The organism is Paraburkholderia sprentiae WSM5005, assembly GCF_001865575.2.
GTDB lineage: Bacteria > Pseudomonadota > Gammaproteobacteria > Burkholderiales > Burkholderiaceae > Paraburkholderia > Paraburkholderia sprentiae.
The window spans coordinates 284,635-302,087 of sequence record NZ_CP017562.2 but is presented as its reverse complement, the minus strand read 5'-3'; the positions used below and the strand labels follow the sequence as shown (position 1 = coordinate 302,087).

Here is a 17,453-nt window from a genome sequence, read left to right as displayed (position 1 = left end):
CCGTCGTCGCAGCGCAGAGTCGCTGACGTTGCGGCGAATCACACGGCAAATCGGGCGATGATTCCGGCAATGCTGACACGATGATCTCCGATTGCATTCGCCTGTTTCGCGCGAGCTGCCCGGCTTCAGGCCGAGCCGCATTTCGCGCGGCATCGGCAATGAAGCCGCGGAAACGTCGATGCGGGGAGCGGCGGATACGCGAAGGATGCGTCGAAAGGACGATTGAATGAGCGGTCTTTTTGAGCGACCAGCCTGTTGCAGGGCGCACATGCGCGGCCGCTCGGGCCGCGCGTGCGCCGCACCGTTCAGCCCACGTGGGAGTAGTTATTCGAGGTAATGTGCGGTTCGATCAAGGTCGTCGTACCCGCGACCAACGCCGAGTTGTTGCCGTTGGCGCTTTGGATGTTCATCTCCGTGTTGATCATCTGCGTCGTGGAGACGTTCCTGGTGGTGCTCGGCGCATAGACGGGCGCGTAGCTGAAGTACGACGGAGACATCGGGCAGTAGTAGCCGTTGCCGCCGCGCACCGCGCTCATCGCCTTGCTGTCGAGCTGTTCGGTGTTGGGCAGGTCCTTGATCATCAGCGTGTTCATGTCGAATCTCCTGGAAAAGGGAACGGGCATCGTCGTGCGTCGGGTTCGAGCAACTTGTCTGCTCGGGCGCTACTGATGCATGGGTTATGCCAGGAGTGTCCCGCCTGCCTCATTCACGTCCTGAACGCTTGCTGGCAAAGGTCTCGAACATCGCAGCCGTTCTTCGAACGCGACCAACCGGCAAGGCAAGACTCGTGAATGGTGGATGGCAGCCAACAGCGTGCGCGACATGGTTGGCCGCATGACGACAGTCAGCGCGCGATCACCGTGATCTTCTTCGAATACACCGGCGGGTTGTGCGGCATATGCATGTCGTCGCCCATCAACAGCTGCAACGTATGCTTGCCCGGCGGCAATTGAATCATCGTTTCCGTTTCGCCCGCGCCGAAATGCAAATGATGGCGGTCCGAGGGTATCTCCTGATCCATCGGCGGCAGATCGGTATCGATCAGAAGATGATGGTGGCCCGTGTTCGGGTACTTGACGCCTTTTGGCGCGACGCCCATGAAACGCAGGCCGAACCATACCCGGAAGGGCTTATTGGCGGGCACCACCTGGCCATCGTTCGGATAGCCGATGTATGCGTATGCGCCAGCGGGCGACGGCTCTGCTGCCCACGCGCGTTGCGGCGCGGTCGATGGCGCCAGTGCCGCTGCGACAAACGCGGCGGCCGCAAGGATCTTCTTCATCAGGACTCTCCGTTCCGGCTTGACCAGTTCGAACGAACGGATCGCGTTAGTTTTTTAGCACGGTGATGGTGATCTTCCTCGAGTACACGGGCGGTATGTGCGGCACGTGATTATGGTCGCCGAGAATCAGCTGCAGCGTGTGCTTGCCGGGCGGCAACTCGATGCGTGCGTCGGTTTCGCCCGCACCGAAATGCAGGTGCTGGCGATCCGACGGAATCTCCTGGTCGAGGGCGGGCAGATCCGTGTCGATCAGTAGATGATGGTGGCCGGAATTGGGAAATGCGACGCCCTTCGGACACACGCCCATATTGCGCAGCCCCATGCGCACCCACAGCTTGCCGCCGTGTATCACCGCGCCATCGGACGGCCAGATGATGTACTCCTCGGCGCCCGGCGGCGACTGCGTCTGCTCGGCGCGCGCGACGCCGCCAGTTCCGATACCGAGGCAGACCGCGACGAACGTCGCACATACTGCCGCGTGTAATCCGCCGCAATGCGCTTGCGCCGGATGACGCATGCCGAAAAGAGAGGGAACACGGGTTCTTCGCATAGCGCACTCTCCTGAACAGGAGTCATGGCTGGGCCCGGCTAGTGATGATCTTCCGGGTGTTTGAGCGGCATGTCGCAAGTTGAATTCGCGCACGACCACCTAGTTAAAACGACCGTGTGACGTGACTTTGTGAATGAGCTTAGGACGTAACTTGCCAAAAAGATACGCAATGCTCGTTAACCGTATGACGCGTTAAGGACTCCCGGACAGTTGTGACGCGAAGCGCGTGCTATCGTTAATGAACAGTGCGGACAGCGCGAGCGCGGGGCACGAAGGCCTCAATTCTGTCCGGTACAAACAGGATATGAAGATGTGGAGACGATTCCTGCTGGTATGCGTGGTTGGGGCAATCCAGGCGCAGTGGGACAGTGCTGGTGCCGCAACGCAACGTGAACGCATCGAGCCGAGCGCGGCTTGGGCGACGCGTAGTGCGGGGTGGCCGGCGGATACCGCTTGGCTCCTTTCACCACTTGCTTTATCGCACGGCGCGACGCATTCGCGACGCGTCGCGCTCGTGATCGGAAATGGCGAGTACGGCGACGCCATCAACCCGATCCGCGCCAATGCGCCGCGCGACGCCGAATCGATCAGCGATGCACTTCGCGCGCGTGGTTTCGACGTCATCACCCGAACGAATGCGACGCCGCCGCAAATGCGCGCGGCCATCGACGCATTTCAACGACGCTTGCGAACAGGTGATATCGGATTGTTCTATTTCGCCGGACACGGCATGCAGATAGGCCCGCAAACGCTGCTTTTGCCGGCGAGACTGGATGCGCGAGCCGATACCCGCGCACCGGCGTCGCTACTCAATAACGGCATCGATCTGAATACCGTTTTGGATGCGATGCAATCCACGCGCGCGGGCCGGCTCAATCTCGTGATTCTCGATACGTGTCTCGACAATCCCTTTACGCCCGCCGCAGTTGCGATAGAAAAGCCGGTGATCTCTGCCAACACCATGATTGCCTATGCGACCGCACCGGGCGGCTTCGCGGCGGACGGCCCGCGGCATGGCGTCTATACCCGTGCCTTGTTGCAGGCACTGAATGATGGCGACGCATCGTCCGAATCGCTCATCGCGTTGTTCCGGCACGTCGCCGCCGAAGTACGCACCGTCACACGCGGCATCCAGCAACCGTGGCTCTCTGTTGCGGGTTCTTCCATTCCCACCAGTGGCGAAGCCGCCAGAGAGTCGTCGAATACGTCCGACGATCGGGCCATCACGCCGCGCAGTCGCGGCATCATGCCCAAAGAAAGCGGCGAACAATACGAAATCACGTTCTGGGAGTCGATCAAGGACAGCAACTACCCGGCCGATTACGAGGCTTATCTGAAGGCCTACCCGAATGGCCGCTTCGCTACGCTTGCGCATGCGCGTATCGATCGGTTGCGCGCGGCGGCATCGACTCCCGCGGTGAGTTCCACGCCAGCCGCTGCGCCACCACCTCACCCCGCTGCCGCGCCATCGCCATCGCCAACGCCACCCGCCTCGGCCGCCGCGGCGCCACTCGCGCAAAAGACCGTCGCCCATCCGCCGACTGCCGGAGAGCTCCGCGACTGCGCGAGCTGTCCAATCATGGTCGTGGTACCCGCCGGCTCGTTCGCGATGGGCAGCAATACCGACGACCCGTCGGAAAAGCCGGTGCATCGCGTCAGCATTGGCGCGCCATTCGCGATCGGCAAATTCCCGGTGACGGTCGAGCAATGGAATGCGTGCGTCGCCGCCAACGCATGCCAGAAGCTGACGCCACAAAGCAATAGCAACAAGGCGGCACCCGCGCGCGATCTCAGTTGGGACGACGCGCAGCAGTACGTCAAATGGCTCGCCAAATCGACCGGCAAACCGTACCGTCTGCCGACCGAAGCCGAATGGGAATACGCGGACCGCGCCGGCACCACGACCGCGTACTGGTGGGGTGAGCAGATGCGCAAGGGCAACGCCAACTGCAAGGACTGCGGCGACCCGTGGCACAAGGAAGGGCCGGAAAACGTCGGCACGTTCGCCGCCAACCCGCTCGGCTTGTACGACATGAACGGCGGCGTCTGGGAATGGACCGCCGACTGCTGGCACAACTCCTATCAGGGCGCGCCCGTCGATGGCCATGTGTGGGACTCGCCCGGCTGCGAGATGCGGGTGATTCGCGGCGGCTCATGGCGCGAAGGTGGCGACTACATGCTCAGCGCGACGCGCTTCAAATACAGCGCGGGCGTGCGTCAATCGCAGGACGGCTTTCGCGTCGTCAAGGATCTGCACTGAGACGGGTTCGATGAGCTCTATCACCGATCATCGCGTGGCGGGTTTCGTCGTAATCGGCGCGAAGTCCGCCAACAGACGATCCGGCCCATATCGACCGCCGATTTGCCGCAGCCGCGTCTCGAGCGCGCGCAGGTAATCGGCGCGCGCTTCGCTTTGCGGGCGCAGCTTGTCGAACAGCGGCACCGGTGTCACCACCAGCACCACCATCTCCGAGCCGAACGGCTTCGCGACGGTCCAGTCGCCAGCATTGCTGCCGATCGTGTACGGACCGCCGTTGGGCTGCATCTGGTTGTCCGGCCAGAGATGACTGGGCACCATGTGCACGACGTGGCCGTCGAGCTGGTAGTAGTCGACGGTCGCAAAAGACTCGAACGGGGGCGCTTTCAGGTCGACTACCAGCGAGTCGTTCTCGGTCAGCAAACCGCTTGGCGGACGCATTTGCATCGACGCTGCGCGCCCCGCCTGCCAGTTGCGCACCACCAACGGCGCGAGCGTTTTGACGAAGTCGCATTTGTCGTCGGCGAGCGGCCGCACGTCGAGCGAAACCGTATCGACGCCCGGCAGTGCCGCCAGCGTCTCCTTCAGATGGGCGGCCCCATACCGCTGCGACAGGAAACCGCGCACCGTCAATGCGTGGTCGTGCACCGCACCCGATAAAGCCGAACACGGTACCTGGGCGAGCGTGGGCATGATCGCGGCGAGCGTCAGCGCCGGCTTCGGCGCGGGCGCGGGCGCGGCCGCGGACGCCGCAGCCGCCCGATCGACCTGATCGCCACGCGGTCCCGCCGCCTCGGCTCGCGCGGCTTGCTGCCGGCTGGGTCCGGAGCGAAAAGCGAACACGCCCACCGTGACCGCGCACACGACGGCCAGGGTAGCAAGCCCCGCCCACGCGAGCGTTCCGGATTTCTCCGCGCGCGCTTCGTTGTCGAACTCGGCGATAAAGCGCACGACGCTCGGCATCCGCGTATCGCGCTCGAACGACAACGCGGCACGCAACGCGCGCCACTGTCGGGCGTCGAGATTCGGCGGACGCTGCGGTTTGAAGTCGGCATTGCGCGCCTGGGTGGCCGACAGGCGGTCGAACGGATGATGTCCCGTCAGCAGTTCATAGGTGATGCAGCCAAGCGCGTAGATATCGTCGCGCGGGTCCGGCTCGCGATGCTCGATCATCTCCGGGCTCGCATAGGCCGGCGTCAACGCGCCGAGACTGCCGGGATCGAACACCGTCGCGTCGCTCTCCTCTTCCGGCCGCTGGAATACGCGCGCGATGCCGAAGTCGATCACTTTGACTTCGGCATGCGTGGTCAGAAACACGTTCGCGGGTTTGAAATCGCAATGGACGAAGCCGCGCTCGTGCGCGTACGCGAGCGCCGCGCACATGCCGCGCACGATCGGCAACGCGGAGCGGACCGGCATGCCTTGATAGCCGGGCGTGCGCAGCAGCTGGCTCAATGGTTTGCCGCTCAGGTACTCCATCGTCAGATAGACGATCGGCCCGTCGCGGTCGAAGTCGTACACGGTGATGATGTTGCGATGCGCGAGTACCTGGGCCTTGCGCGCCTCGCGTTGCAACGCCACCAGCGAATTCGGATTGCCGCGGAACTGGACGTTCAGCACCTTGATCGCGAGATAGGGCTTGCGATCCGACGCTTCGAGCTTGCGCAGGTCGAGCGCCTTGTACACCGTGCCCATGCCGCCCACGCCGAGGCACTCTTCGAGCACGAAGCGATTGTTGAGCGTATCGCCGATGCCTTTGACGGTCTCTTGCGCGGCGCTTCCCGCAGTGTTCGCGCTGCCCGCCTTGCCGGCGCTCGACGAACCCGGCGACGGCACGTCGATCGCGGTCTGTATGCCGGTTTCCTCGCCGCCCGCCGCGACGTTCGACACGCGCAGCTGCTCGATGCGCCGCCGCACTTCGAGATAGAGATCTTCGGGCAACGGCGTCCGATGATGCGCGGCGTACAACGTCTCCAGCAGCCGCGTCGGGCCGAGCTGCTCGGTCGCCAACGCGCTGTCGAGCCGCGCGACGAACTCGTCCCGCGACAGCTCGCCGCTCTGGAAGTCGAGAATCACACGCGCAAGGCTAGCCATTTGTGCGAAGCACCGCCGTTGCCGCTGGACCGTGTCGCGTGCGACCGAAGCCACGCGGGTTGATAGAAAACCTGTCGTAACCGGTTACATGTGCCGTTTCGATACTAGCTCCCGGTCCGCGCTTTCGCAAACCAGGCAAACCAGGCATCGGCCGCGCACCGCGCCGAGTCGTCGTTCGCGCAATGTCGTACGCCAGCCGACAGGGCGCGCTGCGATGTCGGGCGGCAGCCACCGCCCGGAGCGCGTCAACGTGCTCCGAGCTCACCGGCGCGGTGGCCGGCACATCTGCCAAACCCTTATGCGACAGGGATTCGGCAACTTTGTCAGGATACTTGAATAAAACTGGCACAACCTGTGCGTTAGTGATGTCCGAGCAAACGGATTGCTCGACACCACTCGCAACACTGCGAACACTTCTTTCAGGAGACTCACCATGAAAACGCTGATGATCAAAGACCTGTCCGTCACCGAGCAACTCGACAGCAAGGCCATGCGCGCCGTACGCGGCGGCTTTGGGTCGAGCTACTATAACTTCAGCCCTGTCTATGCGCCGACCAAAGTCAAGAACGCCGAGACCACGCAACTGATCACCAACGAACTGAACTTCCAGAACGCCAACGGCAACAACGTTGCGTTCTCCGAAGGCATCGATTCGACGTTCATGCCGTATGTGACGTCGAACAACAACAGCCACTCGTAATGCGTGGCGCGGCGAGCTGCCCGCTGACGCGGGCCGCTTCGCCGCGTGCCATGCTTGTCCGCTTTCCGTATGTCTTTGGAGAAACGCCATGTCATCCCTCATGATTCGCGATCTGTCCGGCACGCGCGAACTCGACCGCCGGGCCATGTCCGGGATTGCCGGCGGCACCGGCAGCAACGTGCCCATGCCCTCGGGCGGCTATGGCGGTCTCGGCAGCCTTGCCGGCATCGCCAACGTCAACGTCACAATCAATCAGAACCTGGTTCAGCAGCAAAATGTCGACGTCGCAGCGCTCAACAACGTCGGCGTGATCGGCGCAGGATTCGTGCCGCTGAAGCTGAACGTCGACCCTACGCTGTGGGGCGGCAATTTCTCTGCCGTGTAAGCCGACGCAGCAGCGGGGGAACGGGGTTTCCTTCACTGCCGCGGCAACACCGCGTCCATGCGCGCCGCGAACGGATTTCCTATACTGAAAGCGCGTCGAGATCTGAGTACAACGAACAACGCGCCGAACACATACCGAGCACGGCGGCCGGAACCCGAACGGGTCCGGCCGCCGGAGCGTTTTTCCGGAGCCGTCATGGCCAAGCTGACCATCAAGGATCTGACCGAAAGCGTCGAACTGGACCGCGAGGCGATGGCCGCGATCGTCGGCGGCGCCCGTGTCGGTGCGCGTTCGAGTCTCGCCGCGCCGCTGGTGCCGGCCGCGCCGCGCGTTGTCGAGTACCCGCCGGGCTTTGCGACCGCGCATCTGCGTATCGCCGAGGCAGCGTCGCCGCGCAAGCGCCCGCGCCGCTAGCATCGCTCGCTGGGTCGTATCACCATTGCGGCACGCGCATAGGGCGCGTGCCGTTTCTGTTTGCGCTTCCGGCTGAGTGTTGCACGCACAACCTCGCGATGCGCAACACTGCGCTGAGCCCCAACGATTCGCACGCGACTCGTGGGACGCGCGCGAACACTTCGATTCGCCATCGCGATCGTGTCCACTACGCTTCAACGCCCCTAAAGCGTGGATCGTTGCCAGGCTTCGCATTGCGGCTCCCGCTCGATTTCCGGATCACGTTCCCCTCAGATTGGCATGCGCCTTGCAGAACTCGAAGCGGGCGCCGCACTGTGCTCGCCTTTCCACGTCAAGGAGAAATGCCATGAAAGCCAATGTGATCATCAAGGACCTGCCGCCTCGCGCGGGCGATCCATCCGGGCAAAAAACGCTGACCGTCGAACAGATGAAGGCGCTGCACGGCGGCCGCTCGGTAGTCGTCAAGGTGGACGGTGGCGGCACGGGTACCGTCGACGATTGGGAGATCAACACCGCGATCTTCGAAGGCCGCATCGGCGGAACTTATCTATAGGACGCGCGACGTGTCCGCAATTGGAAAAACGGCAGCCTGCCCATGTTTTGCATGCGACGGGTGCCGTTTCCATGAGCCCACTCAAGGATCGATCGCGGGCACACCGCTTGCTCGTCAGAGATCACCCCTGCGGCCTTGTGGCCAATGCAGGCAACGCAGGTCTCTCTCAATCAGACGGAGGTCATAACATGCTAGGAACCATTCTTCTCATCGTGCTGATTCTGCTGCTGATCGGCGCTTTTCCGGCATGGCCACATAGCCGATCGTGGGGCTATGGTCCGACCGGTGGACTCGGCATCGTACTGATTGTGGTGATCGTTCTGCTCGTTGCGGGGGTGATATAAACCACGCGCAGGACTGAAACACCGGCGAGCCGCCGTCTTCCCGTGCGATGTCGTGCGCTGGGTTGGCGGCGGCTTCGCTATTTCGTTGCCGGAGCACTCCATGGAAAAGTCCTTGGCCAATCAGGTCGCGCTGATTACCGGCGCGAGTTCGGGAATCGGCTATGGCGTCGCCATAGCACTCGCGGATGCTGGCGCGGCGGTCGTGCTCAACTATCATTCGCACGCGGAACCCGGTGAAAAGCTCGCCGACGAAATCGAAAAGGCCGGCGGATCGGCAATCGCAATTCGTGCGGACGTGTCGGATCCGGCTCAGGTCGCAAAGCTCTTCGATGTGAGTCGCGCTCGCTTTGGCGGCATCGATATCGTGGTCGCGAATGCCGGACTGCAGAAGGACAGTCCGTTCGCCGATATGACGCTCGACGATTGGCAACTGGTGCTGTCGACGAATCTGACCGGCCAGTTTCTGACGTGCCAGGCCGCGGTCAAGGAGTTCCGCCGGCGCGGCCCGTCGACCGTATCGAAAGCGCTCGGCAAGATCATTTGCATGAGTTCGGTTCACGAAGTGATTCCGTGGGCGGGTCGCGTCAATTACGCCGCGTCGAAAGGCGGCATTCAGATGTTCATGAAATCGCTGGCGCAGGAAGTCGCGCCCGAGCGCATTCGCGTCAATTCGATTGCCCCGGGCGCAATCCGTACGTCGATCAATAAAGACGCGTGGGATTCACAAGCAGCGCTCGATAAGCTCCTGCAGTTGATCCCCTACGGACGCGTCGGCGCCGTGGAAGATATCGGCAAGGCGGCGGTATGGCTTGCTTCCGATGAAAGCGATTATGTCGTGGGCACGACGCTGTTCGTTGATGGTGGAATGACGTTGTATCCGGGCTTTACCAATAACGGCTAGAGCCTGACACGTGGTCCATCGGCGTTGCGGTGGATCAGGCCTTGATGGACGGGAATGCGCCGCCTCGCCTCCGATGATGCCGAGTCGGTTGGAGCGTTTTCGACGCAGGCACGCAGCCTGCTGAAGCTCTTGCGTATTCGAACTTCAATCCGAAAGGAGATGACATCATGCCCTACCTACTTGGCTGGCTGCTTGGCGTTCCGCTGATCGTACTGGTTATCCTCTACCTCATTTTCCATTGACATCGCACGGTGCAGACAATAAGGGTGACGTTGTTGCCGTGGCGGCGGTATGCGCGTAGCCGTAGTTAGCGTACCGCCGCATTAATATCAGAGCAAAAGTACTGGCCAGAAAAAGTACTGATGATCTGTTGAAAGAAGGACGGAAAGAACAGAGCGTTTTCGGATTCAACGCGATTGGTGTTTGCGCGGCTTCGCGACGGATGGCAATAGACACATGCGGTGACATGCGTCCATGCCCGGCGAGCGCGAATTCCGGCGCGGGTAGCGCCGGAATTCGCCCGCGTGCCGCCTTACCGCGAAAGGCGGCGAGACGCCGACAAGCGGCTTGTGGCCACGGAGGATCGCTGGCGCGAGGCCTGCGGTCCGGGCGGTCGTCCCGGGCACGAATGCACGCTGAAAATATACCCGCAGGCCCGCTGGATAGGCTTCTCAAACGCATCAACTTATGCCGCTGTGTCGGAACGATCTTCGCGTACAATTCCTCCACACAGAAGATTCTTCCGGCCCCGCCCATGACTACCCGAAACCGCCCGCCCGACACGCTCGATCGCAAGATCATGCGCGAGCTGCAGAAGAACGCCCGCCTCAGCAACGCCGAACTCGCCGACCTGGTCGGCATGTCCACCACCGCGTGTTGGAACCGCACGCGGCAGCTTGAAAACGAAGGGTATATCCGCGGCTACGTCGCCTTGCTCGATCAGCAGAAGCTCGGCTTCGCGGACGTGGTGTTGCTCGAAGTCACGCTGGACCGGCACGACGAAAACGCGCTCGCGCGCTTTGGCGCCGAGCTCGCCGCGCTCAGCGAAGTGCTCGAAGCGTATCTGGTGTCCGGCGACTACGACTACCTGGTCAAGGTCGCGGTGGACGGCACCGCGGGCTACGAGCGCTTCCTGCGCGAAAAGCTCTACAAGATCGCAGGCATTCGCCATAGCCGCTCGATGTTCGCGCTGCGCTGCATGAAGAGCATTCCGTCGATCGCGATCTGATTGGCAATCAGATCGCGCGCTTTATTGCGCGACCCGCGCTGCGGCGATGATCGTGTCGGCCACGGCCTGCGGCTGGCTCAGCATCGCGACGTGGCTGGTGTCGACGCGCGTGATCTTAGCGTTGATGTGCTTCGCCATCTCCGATTGCAAAGCCGGATCAATCATGCGGTCGCGGCCCGACACCACGAAGTACGCCGGCTTGTGATGCCACGCGGCGTTCGTCACTTGGTCGTCGATACAGCCGGCGGCCCAAGGCTGCTGGGTCGCCGCGATCAGGCGTTTCTGCGGCAACGGCAGGTCCTGCGCAAAATCGTCGAGCACCGCCTGGGTCGACAGCGTCAGATAACCGGCCGAGTCCTTGCGCAACTCGCCCGCCCATACCGGCGCGGGTTTGTTTTTCGTGATGTCGGCAATGGACTCGCCGTTGTCCGGCGCAAATGCCGCGACGTACACGAGGCTACCCACCTTGTCGTCGTTGCCGGCCTCGGTGAGCACCACGCCGCCCCACGAATGGCCGACCAGAATCACGGGACCGTTCTGCTGCGCGATCACGCGCCGCGTAGCCGCCACATCGTCGGCGAGCGAACTCAGCGGGTTCTGTACAGCCACCACGTGCAGGCCGCGCGCTTCGAGCAGCGGGATCACCTTGTCCCAGCTGGACCCGTCGGCGAAAGCGCCGTGTATGAGCACGACGTTCTTGCCCGTCAGGTCGTCGGACGGGGCGGCCTGCGCGAACGCCGCGGACTGCACCGCAAACAGTCCGCCCAGCAACAGGACGGAACCGAGGAATTTCTTCAGCTGTGTGGTCATCGTTGTTGTCTCGACAGGTGGAGTTGAACACGGCGTCCGCGCGTCGATGCGCGCGGACCGCCTGTTTGCTTGCATCGATCACGAATGCGCGTAGATCGAACCAAGGCCGACGAGATTCGAGCCGTCGTTCGCCCGATCCGCCGCCGCATGCTTCATGGGCACGTGGGAGCCGGACACCGAACTGCCGTTCGCGACGCCACCGTATGCGGCCGCGTCATGGCCCGCGCTGATGCGCGCCTCTGCCGCCTGGATGTTCTGCGGGTATTGCGTGTTGTCGCCGGCTGGGCTGTAACCGGCCTTTTCCAACTGCACCAGTTCAGCGCGGACTTCAGCATGCGTGAGCGCCTGATGCGGTTGGGATTGCGCGAACGAAACGACGGGGGCAGCAACGAGTGCGGCGACGATCAGCGATTGAACGAGTTTCATGAGTCTTCTCCGGTAGTCAAACCATCAGGGGTAAAAGAATTGCGCGGAACGCGAAGCCATCAACGCCGATGCACCGTCATGTCCCGCCTGATTCACACGCAACGTTGTGAATCAACCTTGCGTGAAGACATTAGAACGCCTCAACGTATCTGCCATGTTTTCGTCACCCCCCATTTATGCAAGCGTGTTTGTCTGCATACGGTGTCGATACATTGCGATACAAAACGTGCTTTGGACTGCTGGGGTTCCGTTAAGAAGCCGGTGGGCGCCGGCTCGATCAAAGCCGCGTGACGTCGAGAATTGCATCCGCAAAGGCTTTCGGCGCTTCCTGCGGCAAGTTGTGGCCGATGCCGCCGCTGACGTTGCGATGCTGATACTTGCCGGTAAACTTCTTCGCGTATGCTGCGGGCTCGGGATGCGCGGCGCCGTTCGCATCGCCTTCGAGCGTAATGGTCGGCACCGCGATCGTCGGCCCGGTGGCGAGGCGACTTTCGAGTTCGTCGTATTGCGGCTCGCCCTGCGCGAGCCCCAGACGCCAGCGGTAGTTGTGAATCACCACGGCAACATGGTCCGGGTTATTGAACGATTCGGCGGAACGCTCGAACGTGGCGTCGTCGAAATTCCATTTCGGCGAGGCCGTATGCCAGATCAGCTTGTTGAAGTCATGACGGTTGGCTTCATAACCCGCGCGGCCGCGCTCGGTGGCGAAATAGAACTGATACCACCACGCGAGCTCGGCCTTCGGCGGCAACGGCGCATGGTTCGCTTGCTGGCTGCCGATCAGATAGCCGCTCACCAACACCATCGCCTTCACGCGTTGAGGCCACAGCGCGGCGACGATGTTCACCGTGCGCGCGCCCCAGTCGAAGCCGCCGAGCACGGCCTTGTCGATCTTCAGTGCGTCCATCAGGTTGATGATGTCGACCGCGACCACCGCCTGTTGACCGTTGCGTGGCGTATCCGCCGACACAAAACGGGTGCCGCCGTAGCCGCGCAGATATGGCACGATCACGCGATAACCGGCCGCCGTCAGCAACGGCGTCACTTCGGCGAAGCTGTAGATGTCATAAGGCCAGCCATGCAGCAAAATCACCACCGGTCCGTTCCGCGGGCCCGCTTCCGCGTAACTGACATTCAACGTGCCCGCATTGATCGAGCGAATGTTCTCGAACGACGCGACCCCCGCGCCCGCCTTCGCATTACCGGCCGTGTCGGCCGATTGCGCATGCGCGAGGCTGCTCAGCCCCAATTCGAGCAGGCTGAGACCCGCAACTGTTGTACCGAGAAAGCGGCGGCGACGGCTGTTGATCTGATCCGACATGGTTATTCTCCTTTTATCAGGGCGTTGATACGGAATTGATCGAGTCCGTCCGCTAGCGCGCGATATCGCACAGCCGCATGCGAGCAACGTGCAAGCAGACCGGACTTCAATGGAATCGGATGAAACGAAGTGAACGAGACGGGCAGAGCGAATCTGAAAACGAGGATGCCTTGACGACTGAACCTCCGGCTTACCGCTGCGGCACCGCATGAGATGAATAATGTCAGCGCAAGCCGTTATCAGCAAGAGCAACTAAGTCCACACGTCGTTGCCTTCTGGGCAACGCATTAACCGCGGTCGACTAATAACATGCGCGAGATCAATCAGCAACGCCTTCGCTATTTCAACGAGGTGCTCACGCACGGCACCATACGCGGCGCCGCCGAAAGCATCAATACGTCGCCTTCCGTGATCACGCGGCAGATCAAGTTGCTCGAGGACGAACTCGGCACCGTGCTGTTCGAGCGGCAGGCGCGCGGAGTCAAGCCAACCGAAGCGGCCACGCACCTGCTCGAATTCTGGCGCGGCTACCGTTCGCAGCAGGAGAAGCTCGAAGATCAGTTGCATGCGTTGAAAGGCCTGCAGCGAGGGCAGATCAGGCTCGCGGTCAGCGAAGGCTTCGTCGACATGCTGGTCGACGATGTGCTCGCGCCATTCTGTGTGCAATACCCGGAACTTGAAATCGGCCTGGATATGCTCGCGGTCGACGCAATCCAGCAAGAAGTCGCCGAAAGCCGTGCGCATATCGGGCTTGCGTACAATCCGCCGCCTCACACGCGTCTCGAGTACCGCGCGAGTTCGTCGCAACCGGTCGTGTTGTTGTTGAGAAGCGACCATCCGCTCGCGAAGCGCAAAAGACCCGCGACGCTCGAGGACCTGCGCGCATGGCCCCTTGCACTGATGCCGCCAAGCTTTGGCATCGGTCATGTCGTCAAGATGACGGAGCTCGCGGAAAACGTGTCGATTCCCGCGACGCTGACTACCAACTCACTGAGTGCCTTGAAGCGCTTCGTCACCGTCGACAACTTCATGACGCTGATCGGTGAATTCGCCGCCTACCGCGAAATCGCGAGCGGCGAATTGACCACGGTACCGATCGCGCATCCGCTGTTTTCCGGTGCGCAGGCGCGTGTGCTCGTCAAGACCGGCCGCCCGCTCGCGCCGGGACCGCTCGAATTGCTGCGCTGGATCGAGGAGCGCATGGCGATGTTCTCCAGCTCGAACGTCAACCGAGCCGCACGGGCAACGGGAACCGCGGTACGCAAACGCAAGACGCGCTGATCCTCGCTGCCTCTAGTCTCGCGCGCATCGGCTCGTCAGCCGATTTGTGTCGCAATGTGTCTGCGCGGTACGCAGACACTCAACATTGCAAGCACGCCGGATCGCAGACATAAACCAGATACGTGCGGGCGTTCCAATAGGGCCATCCCAGCCAACGGAACGCCCATCATGCACAGTACGCTCGAAACCCCGCTCGCCCTGCTTGCCGGGCTGCTGACGATTGCCTCTCCCTGCGTGCTGCCGGTGATGCCGATCCTGCTCGGCACTTCCGTCGAACAACCGAGTCGCACGCGGCCACTGTTCATCGTCGCCGGCTTCATTCTGACTTTCGCGTCTTTCGCGCTGCTATTGGGCGCGGTGTCGAGCACCGTGCATGTTGCGCAACAGGTACTGCGCAATACCGGCATTGCGTTGCTCGCACTGTCCGGACTGCTGCGCATCTGGCCGCGGCCTTACGACTGGCTCGTCGCGCAACTGCAGGGGCCGCTCGACCGCATCGGCGCGGTCATTGCGCCGGGCACACATCCCGGCAGCGGCAACGCGGGCGGCTTCGTGCTCGGCATGTCGCTCGGCGCGGTATGGACGCCCTGCGCCGGCCCCGTGCTCGCATCGATTCTCGTGCTCGTCGTCAAGGCTCAGGATCTCGGCTGGTCGGCACTGCTGCTCACGCTGTATGCGATCGGCGCGGCGATTCCGATGCTCGCGATCATCTACGGCGGGCATTACGTGACGCGTCACGTACGCGTCGTCGCACGTCACGCCGAACGCCTGCAACAGGTGTTCGGCGTACTGGTGATGCTGACCGCACTCGCCATCTACCTGCAATACGACGTGCTGCTCTATGCGCGGCTCGCCGCCCTTTTCCCCTCACTCAAAGGACTTTGACATGACTACCCGATTGAAAGCCTTCGCACTGTCCACCGCGTTTGCCGCCTGCGCGTTGATCGCGACGAGTACGGCCGCCTTCGCCGCGCCGCAGGAAAGTGGGCCGCCGGCGCCCGAGTTCAGCGGCATTTCGCAATGGCTCAATAGCGAACCGCTCAAATTGCAGCAGTTGCGCGGCAAGGTGGTACTCGTCGACTTCTGGACCTATAGCTGCATCAATTGCGCCAACACGCTGCCCTACGTGAAAAGCTGGAACCAGAAGTACAAGGATCAGGGGCTGACGGTGATCGGTGTGCATACGCCCGAATATCCGTTCGAACGCGACACCGGCAACGTGAAGACAGCGCTCAAGCGGCTCGGCATCAGCTATCCGGTCGCGCAGGACAACCAGTATGCGACCTGGAATGCGTACAACAATCAGTACTGGCCCGCGTTCTATCTGATCGACAAGCAAGGTCGTATCGTCTACACGCATTTCGGAGAAGGCGACTATGCAAAGACCGAGGCGAAGATTCAGGCTCTGCTCGCGCAGAACAACTGATGACGCGTTTGCTCACCCATAGAACGAAAAGTCATCCTGCGCCTGAGCGATCAGGCGCAGGGATCTGCGCTTCTGGCCGACCACTAAAAGAGGTAATTCGCGAAAAGGCCGTACGTGACCTGACTCGTCTTCTCGGTGATCGGGCTGTCGGTTGCATCGCCGCGCAGCCACGCGAACGACATGCTCGCGCCGACGTTCCAGCGCGTCGCGATCCGGTACACCCCATTGATCGAGAAGCGCAACTGGTTCAGACCGGAACCGGCCGAGTAAGCCGGCAATCCCGAGCGCGCGCTCTGCTCGGACGTCACGCCGAAATACGTTTGGTTGTATTTGTCGCTTGCCCACGTCAGGCCGGGCCCCGCGCTTAGCGTCAATTGCGCAGTGCCGGTTGATAGCGACCAAGCAGGTCGAAAGTCGCGACAGTGCCGCGGTCGTTGCCGGCAATATCGGTCAACACGCTCGCACGCGCGGTGATGAACTCCCAGCTATAGACACCGAACAGCTCCGCATGCGCGGTGCGTTTGACGTCGCCGAGTCCGCGCAGCCGCGCATCGTCGGACTCGCTGCGTGGTTCGATGAAATCGTAAGTCACTGCCGCGCCGACACGCCAGTTATTGTCGCGGTACAAATACGCGCCGAGCGACAGCAGGGAGCCCGCATCCGGATTTGCGCCAATAAAGAAGCGGTCGTAATTCGCGCTCACCGACGGCACCACTTCCCATTTCGTGCCACTCGCACCGGGAAATTTCGGCATGTTCACGATCCCCGCGCCAACCGCAAAGCGCCACGGGCTCGCGTTCGCGGCGGGCGTCTGCGTGATTTCCGGCGCGCCGATCGAGAACAGGCTCTCCGACAAACCGAGCGTATCGTCCGCCACCGCGGCGATGGCAAACAGCGACAAGGCGGAACCAGCCAATACCCTGATCATGCGCGGCTTTGATATGTCGATCATTTCTATTTCTCCGTGAAAAAGTGAAAAGTCTAAACACGGCTTTGCGGGTCCGGATATTCCTCGTGTAGTGGCGAAATTGTGAAATAGTTGAATATCGGTTTCCGCGGTGCGCGCAAAATGAAAAGCCTGTCGCCGTGAGCGACGACCGCGATGACAAAGAGATGCGCTTGTATTACCTGATGCATCCGCTTTACGTGGACGTTTGTTTGGCCGATCTCGATTCCCCAACAGGGTTGAGTATTGCGCCTTATCCGGGAGATTCACTGACAGAATGAGTGACGTGAGCATAGCCCGTTCTTTTCGCCCATCGCAAGCAGATTTTTTATTGCATGCTGCAACTGCATGATCAGTTAATAGATGCAACTTTAATGCTTGTATCAATCGGCACCGATTTGCCATCCTCGGTCGCAGGCGATACTCTGTGCTGGCTTGACTTTCCCGTCGCCATTGTGAAGTGTAGTCAGACGGCGGCCTTCGATGCACGGTGATCTACGTTATGGGTGAGCTATGTCTTCAGGAAAGTACATCG

20 protein-coding genes and 1 pseudogene are annotated in these 17,453 nt (G+C 61.8%); 12 read left to right on the top strand and 9 right to left on the bottom strand.

Annotation, left to right across the window (positions count from 1 at the left end):
• Nucleotides 1-305: 305 nt before the first annotated feature.
• The 3 genes from BJG93_RS18115 to BJG93_RS18105 all read right to left on the bottom strand — a co-directional run bounded on the left by BJG93_RS18115 (nt 306) and on the right by BJG93_RS18105 (nt 1,799).
• A complete protein-coding gene (locus tag BJG93_RS18115) occupies nt 306-593 on the bottom strand; it encodes a hypothetical protein (RefSeq protein ID WP_027195688.1) in 288 nt (95 codons plus the stop codon).
• 251 nt (nt 594-844) lie between these two features.
• Entirely contained in the window at nt 845-1,282 is a 438-nt protein-coding gene (locus BJG93_RS18110) for a DUF4399 domain-containing protein (RefSeq protein WP_027195687.1), read from the bottom strand.
• A gap of 46 nt (nt 1,283-1,328) precedes the next feature.
• Nucleotides 1,329-1,799 carry a DUF4399 domain-containing protein gene (locus tag BJG93_RS18105; RefSeq protein WP_407675327.1) on the bottom strand — a complete coding sequence of 157 codons (471 nt, stop codon included), beginning with the start codon at nt 1,797-1,799 and terminating at the stop codon, nt 1,329-1,331.
• Between the two features lie 271 nt (nt 1,800-2,070).
• Between BJG93_RS18105 and BJG93_RS36435 the strand changes: the two are divergent.
• Together BJG93_RS36435 and BJG93_RS36430 are read left to right on the top strand one after the other, a co-directional pair.
• A pseudogene (locus BJG93_RS36435) lies at nt 2,071-2,925 on the top strand (caspase family protein); the annotation flags it as partial.
• A 153-nt stretch (nt 2,926-3,078) separates the two neighbouring features.
• Nucleotides 3,079-4,092 carry a formylglycine-generating enzyme family protein gene (locus BJG93_RS36430; protein ID WP_407675326.1) on the top strand — a complete coding sequence of 338 codons (1,014 nt, stop codon included), beginning with the start codon at nt 3,079-3,081 and terminating at the stop codon, nt 4,090-4,092.
• 27 nt (nt 4,093-4,119) lie between these two features.
• Here BJG93_RS36430 and BJG93_RS18095 read toward each other — a convergent pair whose 3' ends face one another.
• Nucleotides 4,120-6,183 carry a serine/threonine-protein kinase gene (locus tag BJG93_RS18095; protein ID WP_027195684.1) on the bottom strand — a complete coding sequence of 688 codons (2,064 nt, stop codon included), beginning with the start codon at nt 6,181-6,183 and terminating at the stop codon, nt 4,120-4,122.
• A gap of 433 nt (nt 6,184-6,616) precedes the next feature.
• Here BJG93_RS18095 and BJG93_RS18090 point away from each other — a divergent pair, with 433 nt between their 5' ends.
• The 7 genes from BJG93_RS18090 to BJG93_RS18060 all read left to right on the top strand — a co-directional run bounded on the left by BJG93_RS18090 (nt 6,617) and on the right by BJG93_RS18060 (nt 10,708).
• Entirely contained in the window at nt 6,617-6,883 is a 267-nt protein-coding gene (locus BJG93_RS18090) for a hypothetical protein (protein ID WP_027195683.1), read from the top strand.
• Between the two features lie 88 nt (nt 6,884-6,971).
• Nucleotides 6,972-7,268, top strand: a complete 297-nt coding sequence (locus BJG93_RS18085; RefSeq protein ID WP_027195682.1) for a hypothetical protein — start codon at nt 6,972-6,974, stop codon at nt 7,266-7,268.
• A gap of 195 nt (nt 7,269-7,463) precedes the next feature.
• Nucleotides 7,464-7,682: a hypothetical protein gene (locus tag BJG93_RS18080; RefSeq protein ID WP_027195681.1), complete on the top strand. Its 219-nt coding sequence runs from the start codon at nt 7,464-7,466 to the stop codon at nt 7,680-7,682.
• A gap of 346 nt (nt 7,683-8,028) precedes the next feature.
• Nucleotides 8,029-8,235, top strand: coding sequence for a hypothetical protein (locus tag BJG93_RS18075; RefSeq protein WP_027195680.1), 207 nt, complete (start codon nt 8,029-8,031; stop codon nt 8,233-8,235).
• Nucleotides 8,236-8,423: 188 nt separating this feature from the next.
• A complete protein-coding gene (locus tag BJG93_RS18070) occupies nt 8,424-8,579 on the top strand; it encodes a DUF3309 family protein (protein ID WP_018423731.1) in 156 nt (51 codons plus the stop codon).
• A 100-nt stretch (nt 8,580-8,679) separates the two neighbouring features.
• Nucleotides 8,680-9,480 (top strand): SDR family oxidoreductase, encoded by an 801-nt coding sequence (locus BJG93_RS18065; RefSeq protein ID WP_027195679.1) that lies wholly within the window; start codon nt 8,680-8,682, stop codon nt 9,478-9,480.
• 754 nt (nt 9,481-10,234) lie between these two features.
• Nucleotides 10,235-10,708 carry an Lrp/AsnC family transcriptional regulator gene (locus BJG93_RS18060; protein WP_027195678.1) on the top strand — a complete coding sequence of 158 codons (474 nt, stop codon included), beginning with the start codon at nt 10,235-10,237 and terminating at the stop codon, nt 10,706-10,708.
• Nucleotides 10,709-10,729: 21 nt separating this feature from the next.
• Here BJG93_RS18060 and BJG93_RS18055 read toward each other — a convergent pair whose 3' ends face one another.
• From BJG93_RS18055 to BJG93_RS18045, 3 genes are all read right to left on the bottom strand, one after another.
• Nucleotides 10,730-11,518, bottom strand: a complete 789-nt coding sequence (locus BJG93_RS18055) for an alpha/beta fold hydrolase (RefSeq protein ID WP_027195677.1) — start codon at nt 11,516-11,518, stop codon at nt 10,730-10,732.
• 78 nt (nt 11,519-11,596) lie between these two features.
• On the bottom strand, nt 11,597-11,944 hold the full coding sequence (locus BJG93_RS18050) for a DUF4148 domain-containing protein (protein WP_027195676.1): 348 nt from the start codon (nt 11,942-11,944) through the stop codon (nt 11,597-11,599).
• Between the two features lie 277 nt (nt 11,945-12,221).
• A complete protein-coding gene (locus BJG93_RS18045; protein ID WP_027195675.1) occupies nt 12,222-13,265 on the bottom strand; it encodes an alpha/beta fold hydrolase in 1,044 nt (347 codons plus the stop codon).
• 309 nt (nt 13,266-13,574) lie between these two features.
• Here BJG93_RS18045 and BJG93_RS18040 point away from each other — a divergent pair, with 309 nt between their 5' ends.
• From BJG93_RS18040 to BJG93_RS18030, 3 genes are all read left to right on the top strand, one after another.
• Nucleotides 13,575-14,546: a LysR family transcriptional regulator gene (locus tag BJG93_RS18040; RefSeq protein ID WP_027195674.1), complete on the top strand. Its 972-nt coding sequence runs from the start codon at nt 13,575-13,577 to the stop codon at nt 14,544-14,546.
• Between the two features lie 168 nt (nt 14,547-14,714).
• Nucleotides 14,715-15,431: a cytochrome c biogenesis CcdA family protein gene (locus BJG93_RS18035; RefSeq protein WP_027195673.1), complete on the top strand. Its 717-nt coding sequence runs from the start codon at nt 14,715-14,717 to the stop codon at nt 15,429-15,431.
• Between the two features lies 1 nt (nt 15,432).
• Nucleotides 15,433-15,972, top strand: a complete 540-nt coding sequence (locus BJG93_RS18030) for a thioredoxin family protein (protein ID WP_027195672.1) — start codon at nt 15,433-15,435, stop codon at nt 15,970-15,972.
• 83 nt (nt 15,973-16,055) lie between these two features.
• On the opposite strand, the gene BJG93_RS36090 is transcribed toward BJG93_RS18030, so the two are convergent.
• On the bottom strand, nt 16,056-16,346 hold the full coding sequence (locus BJG93_RS36090; RefSeq protein WP_027195671.1) for a MipA/OmpV family protein: 291 nt from the start codon (nt 16,344-16,346) through the stop codon (nt 16,056-16,058).
• Complete coding sequence (locus BJG93_RS36085) at nt 16,343-17,212, bottom strand: MipA/OmpV family protein (protein ID WP_162162777.1); 870 nt, start codon at nt 17,210-17,212, stop codon at nt 16,343-16,345. Before BJG93_RS36085 ends, BJG93_RS36090 begins: the two co-directional genes overlap by 4 nt.
• Nucleotides 17,213-17,453 lie beyond the last annotated feature (241 nt).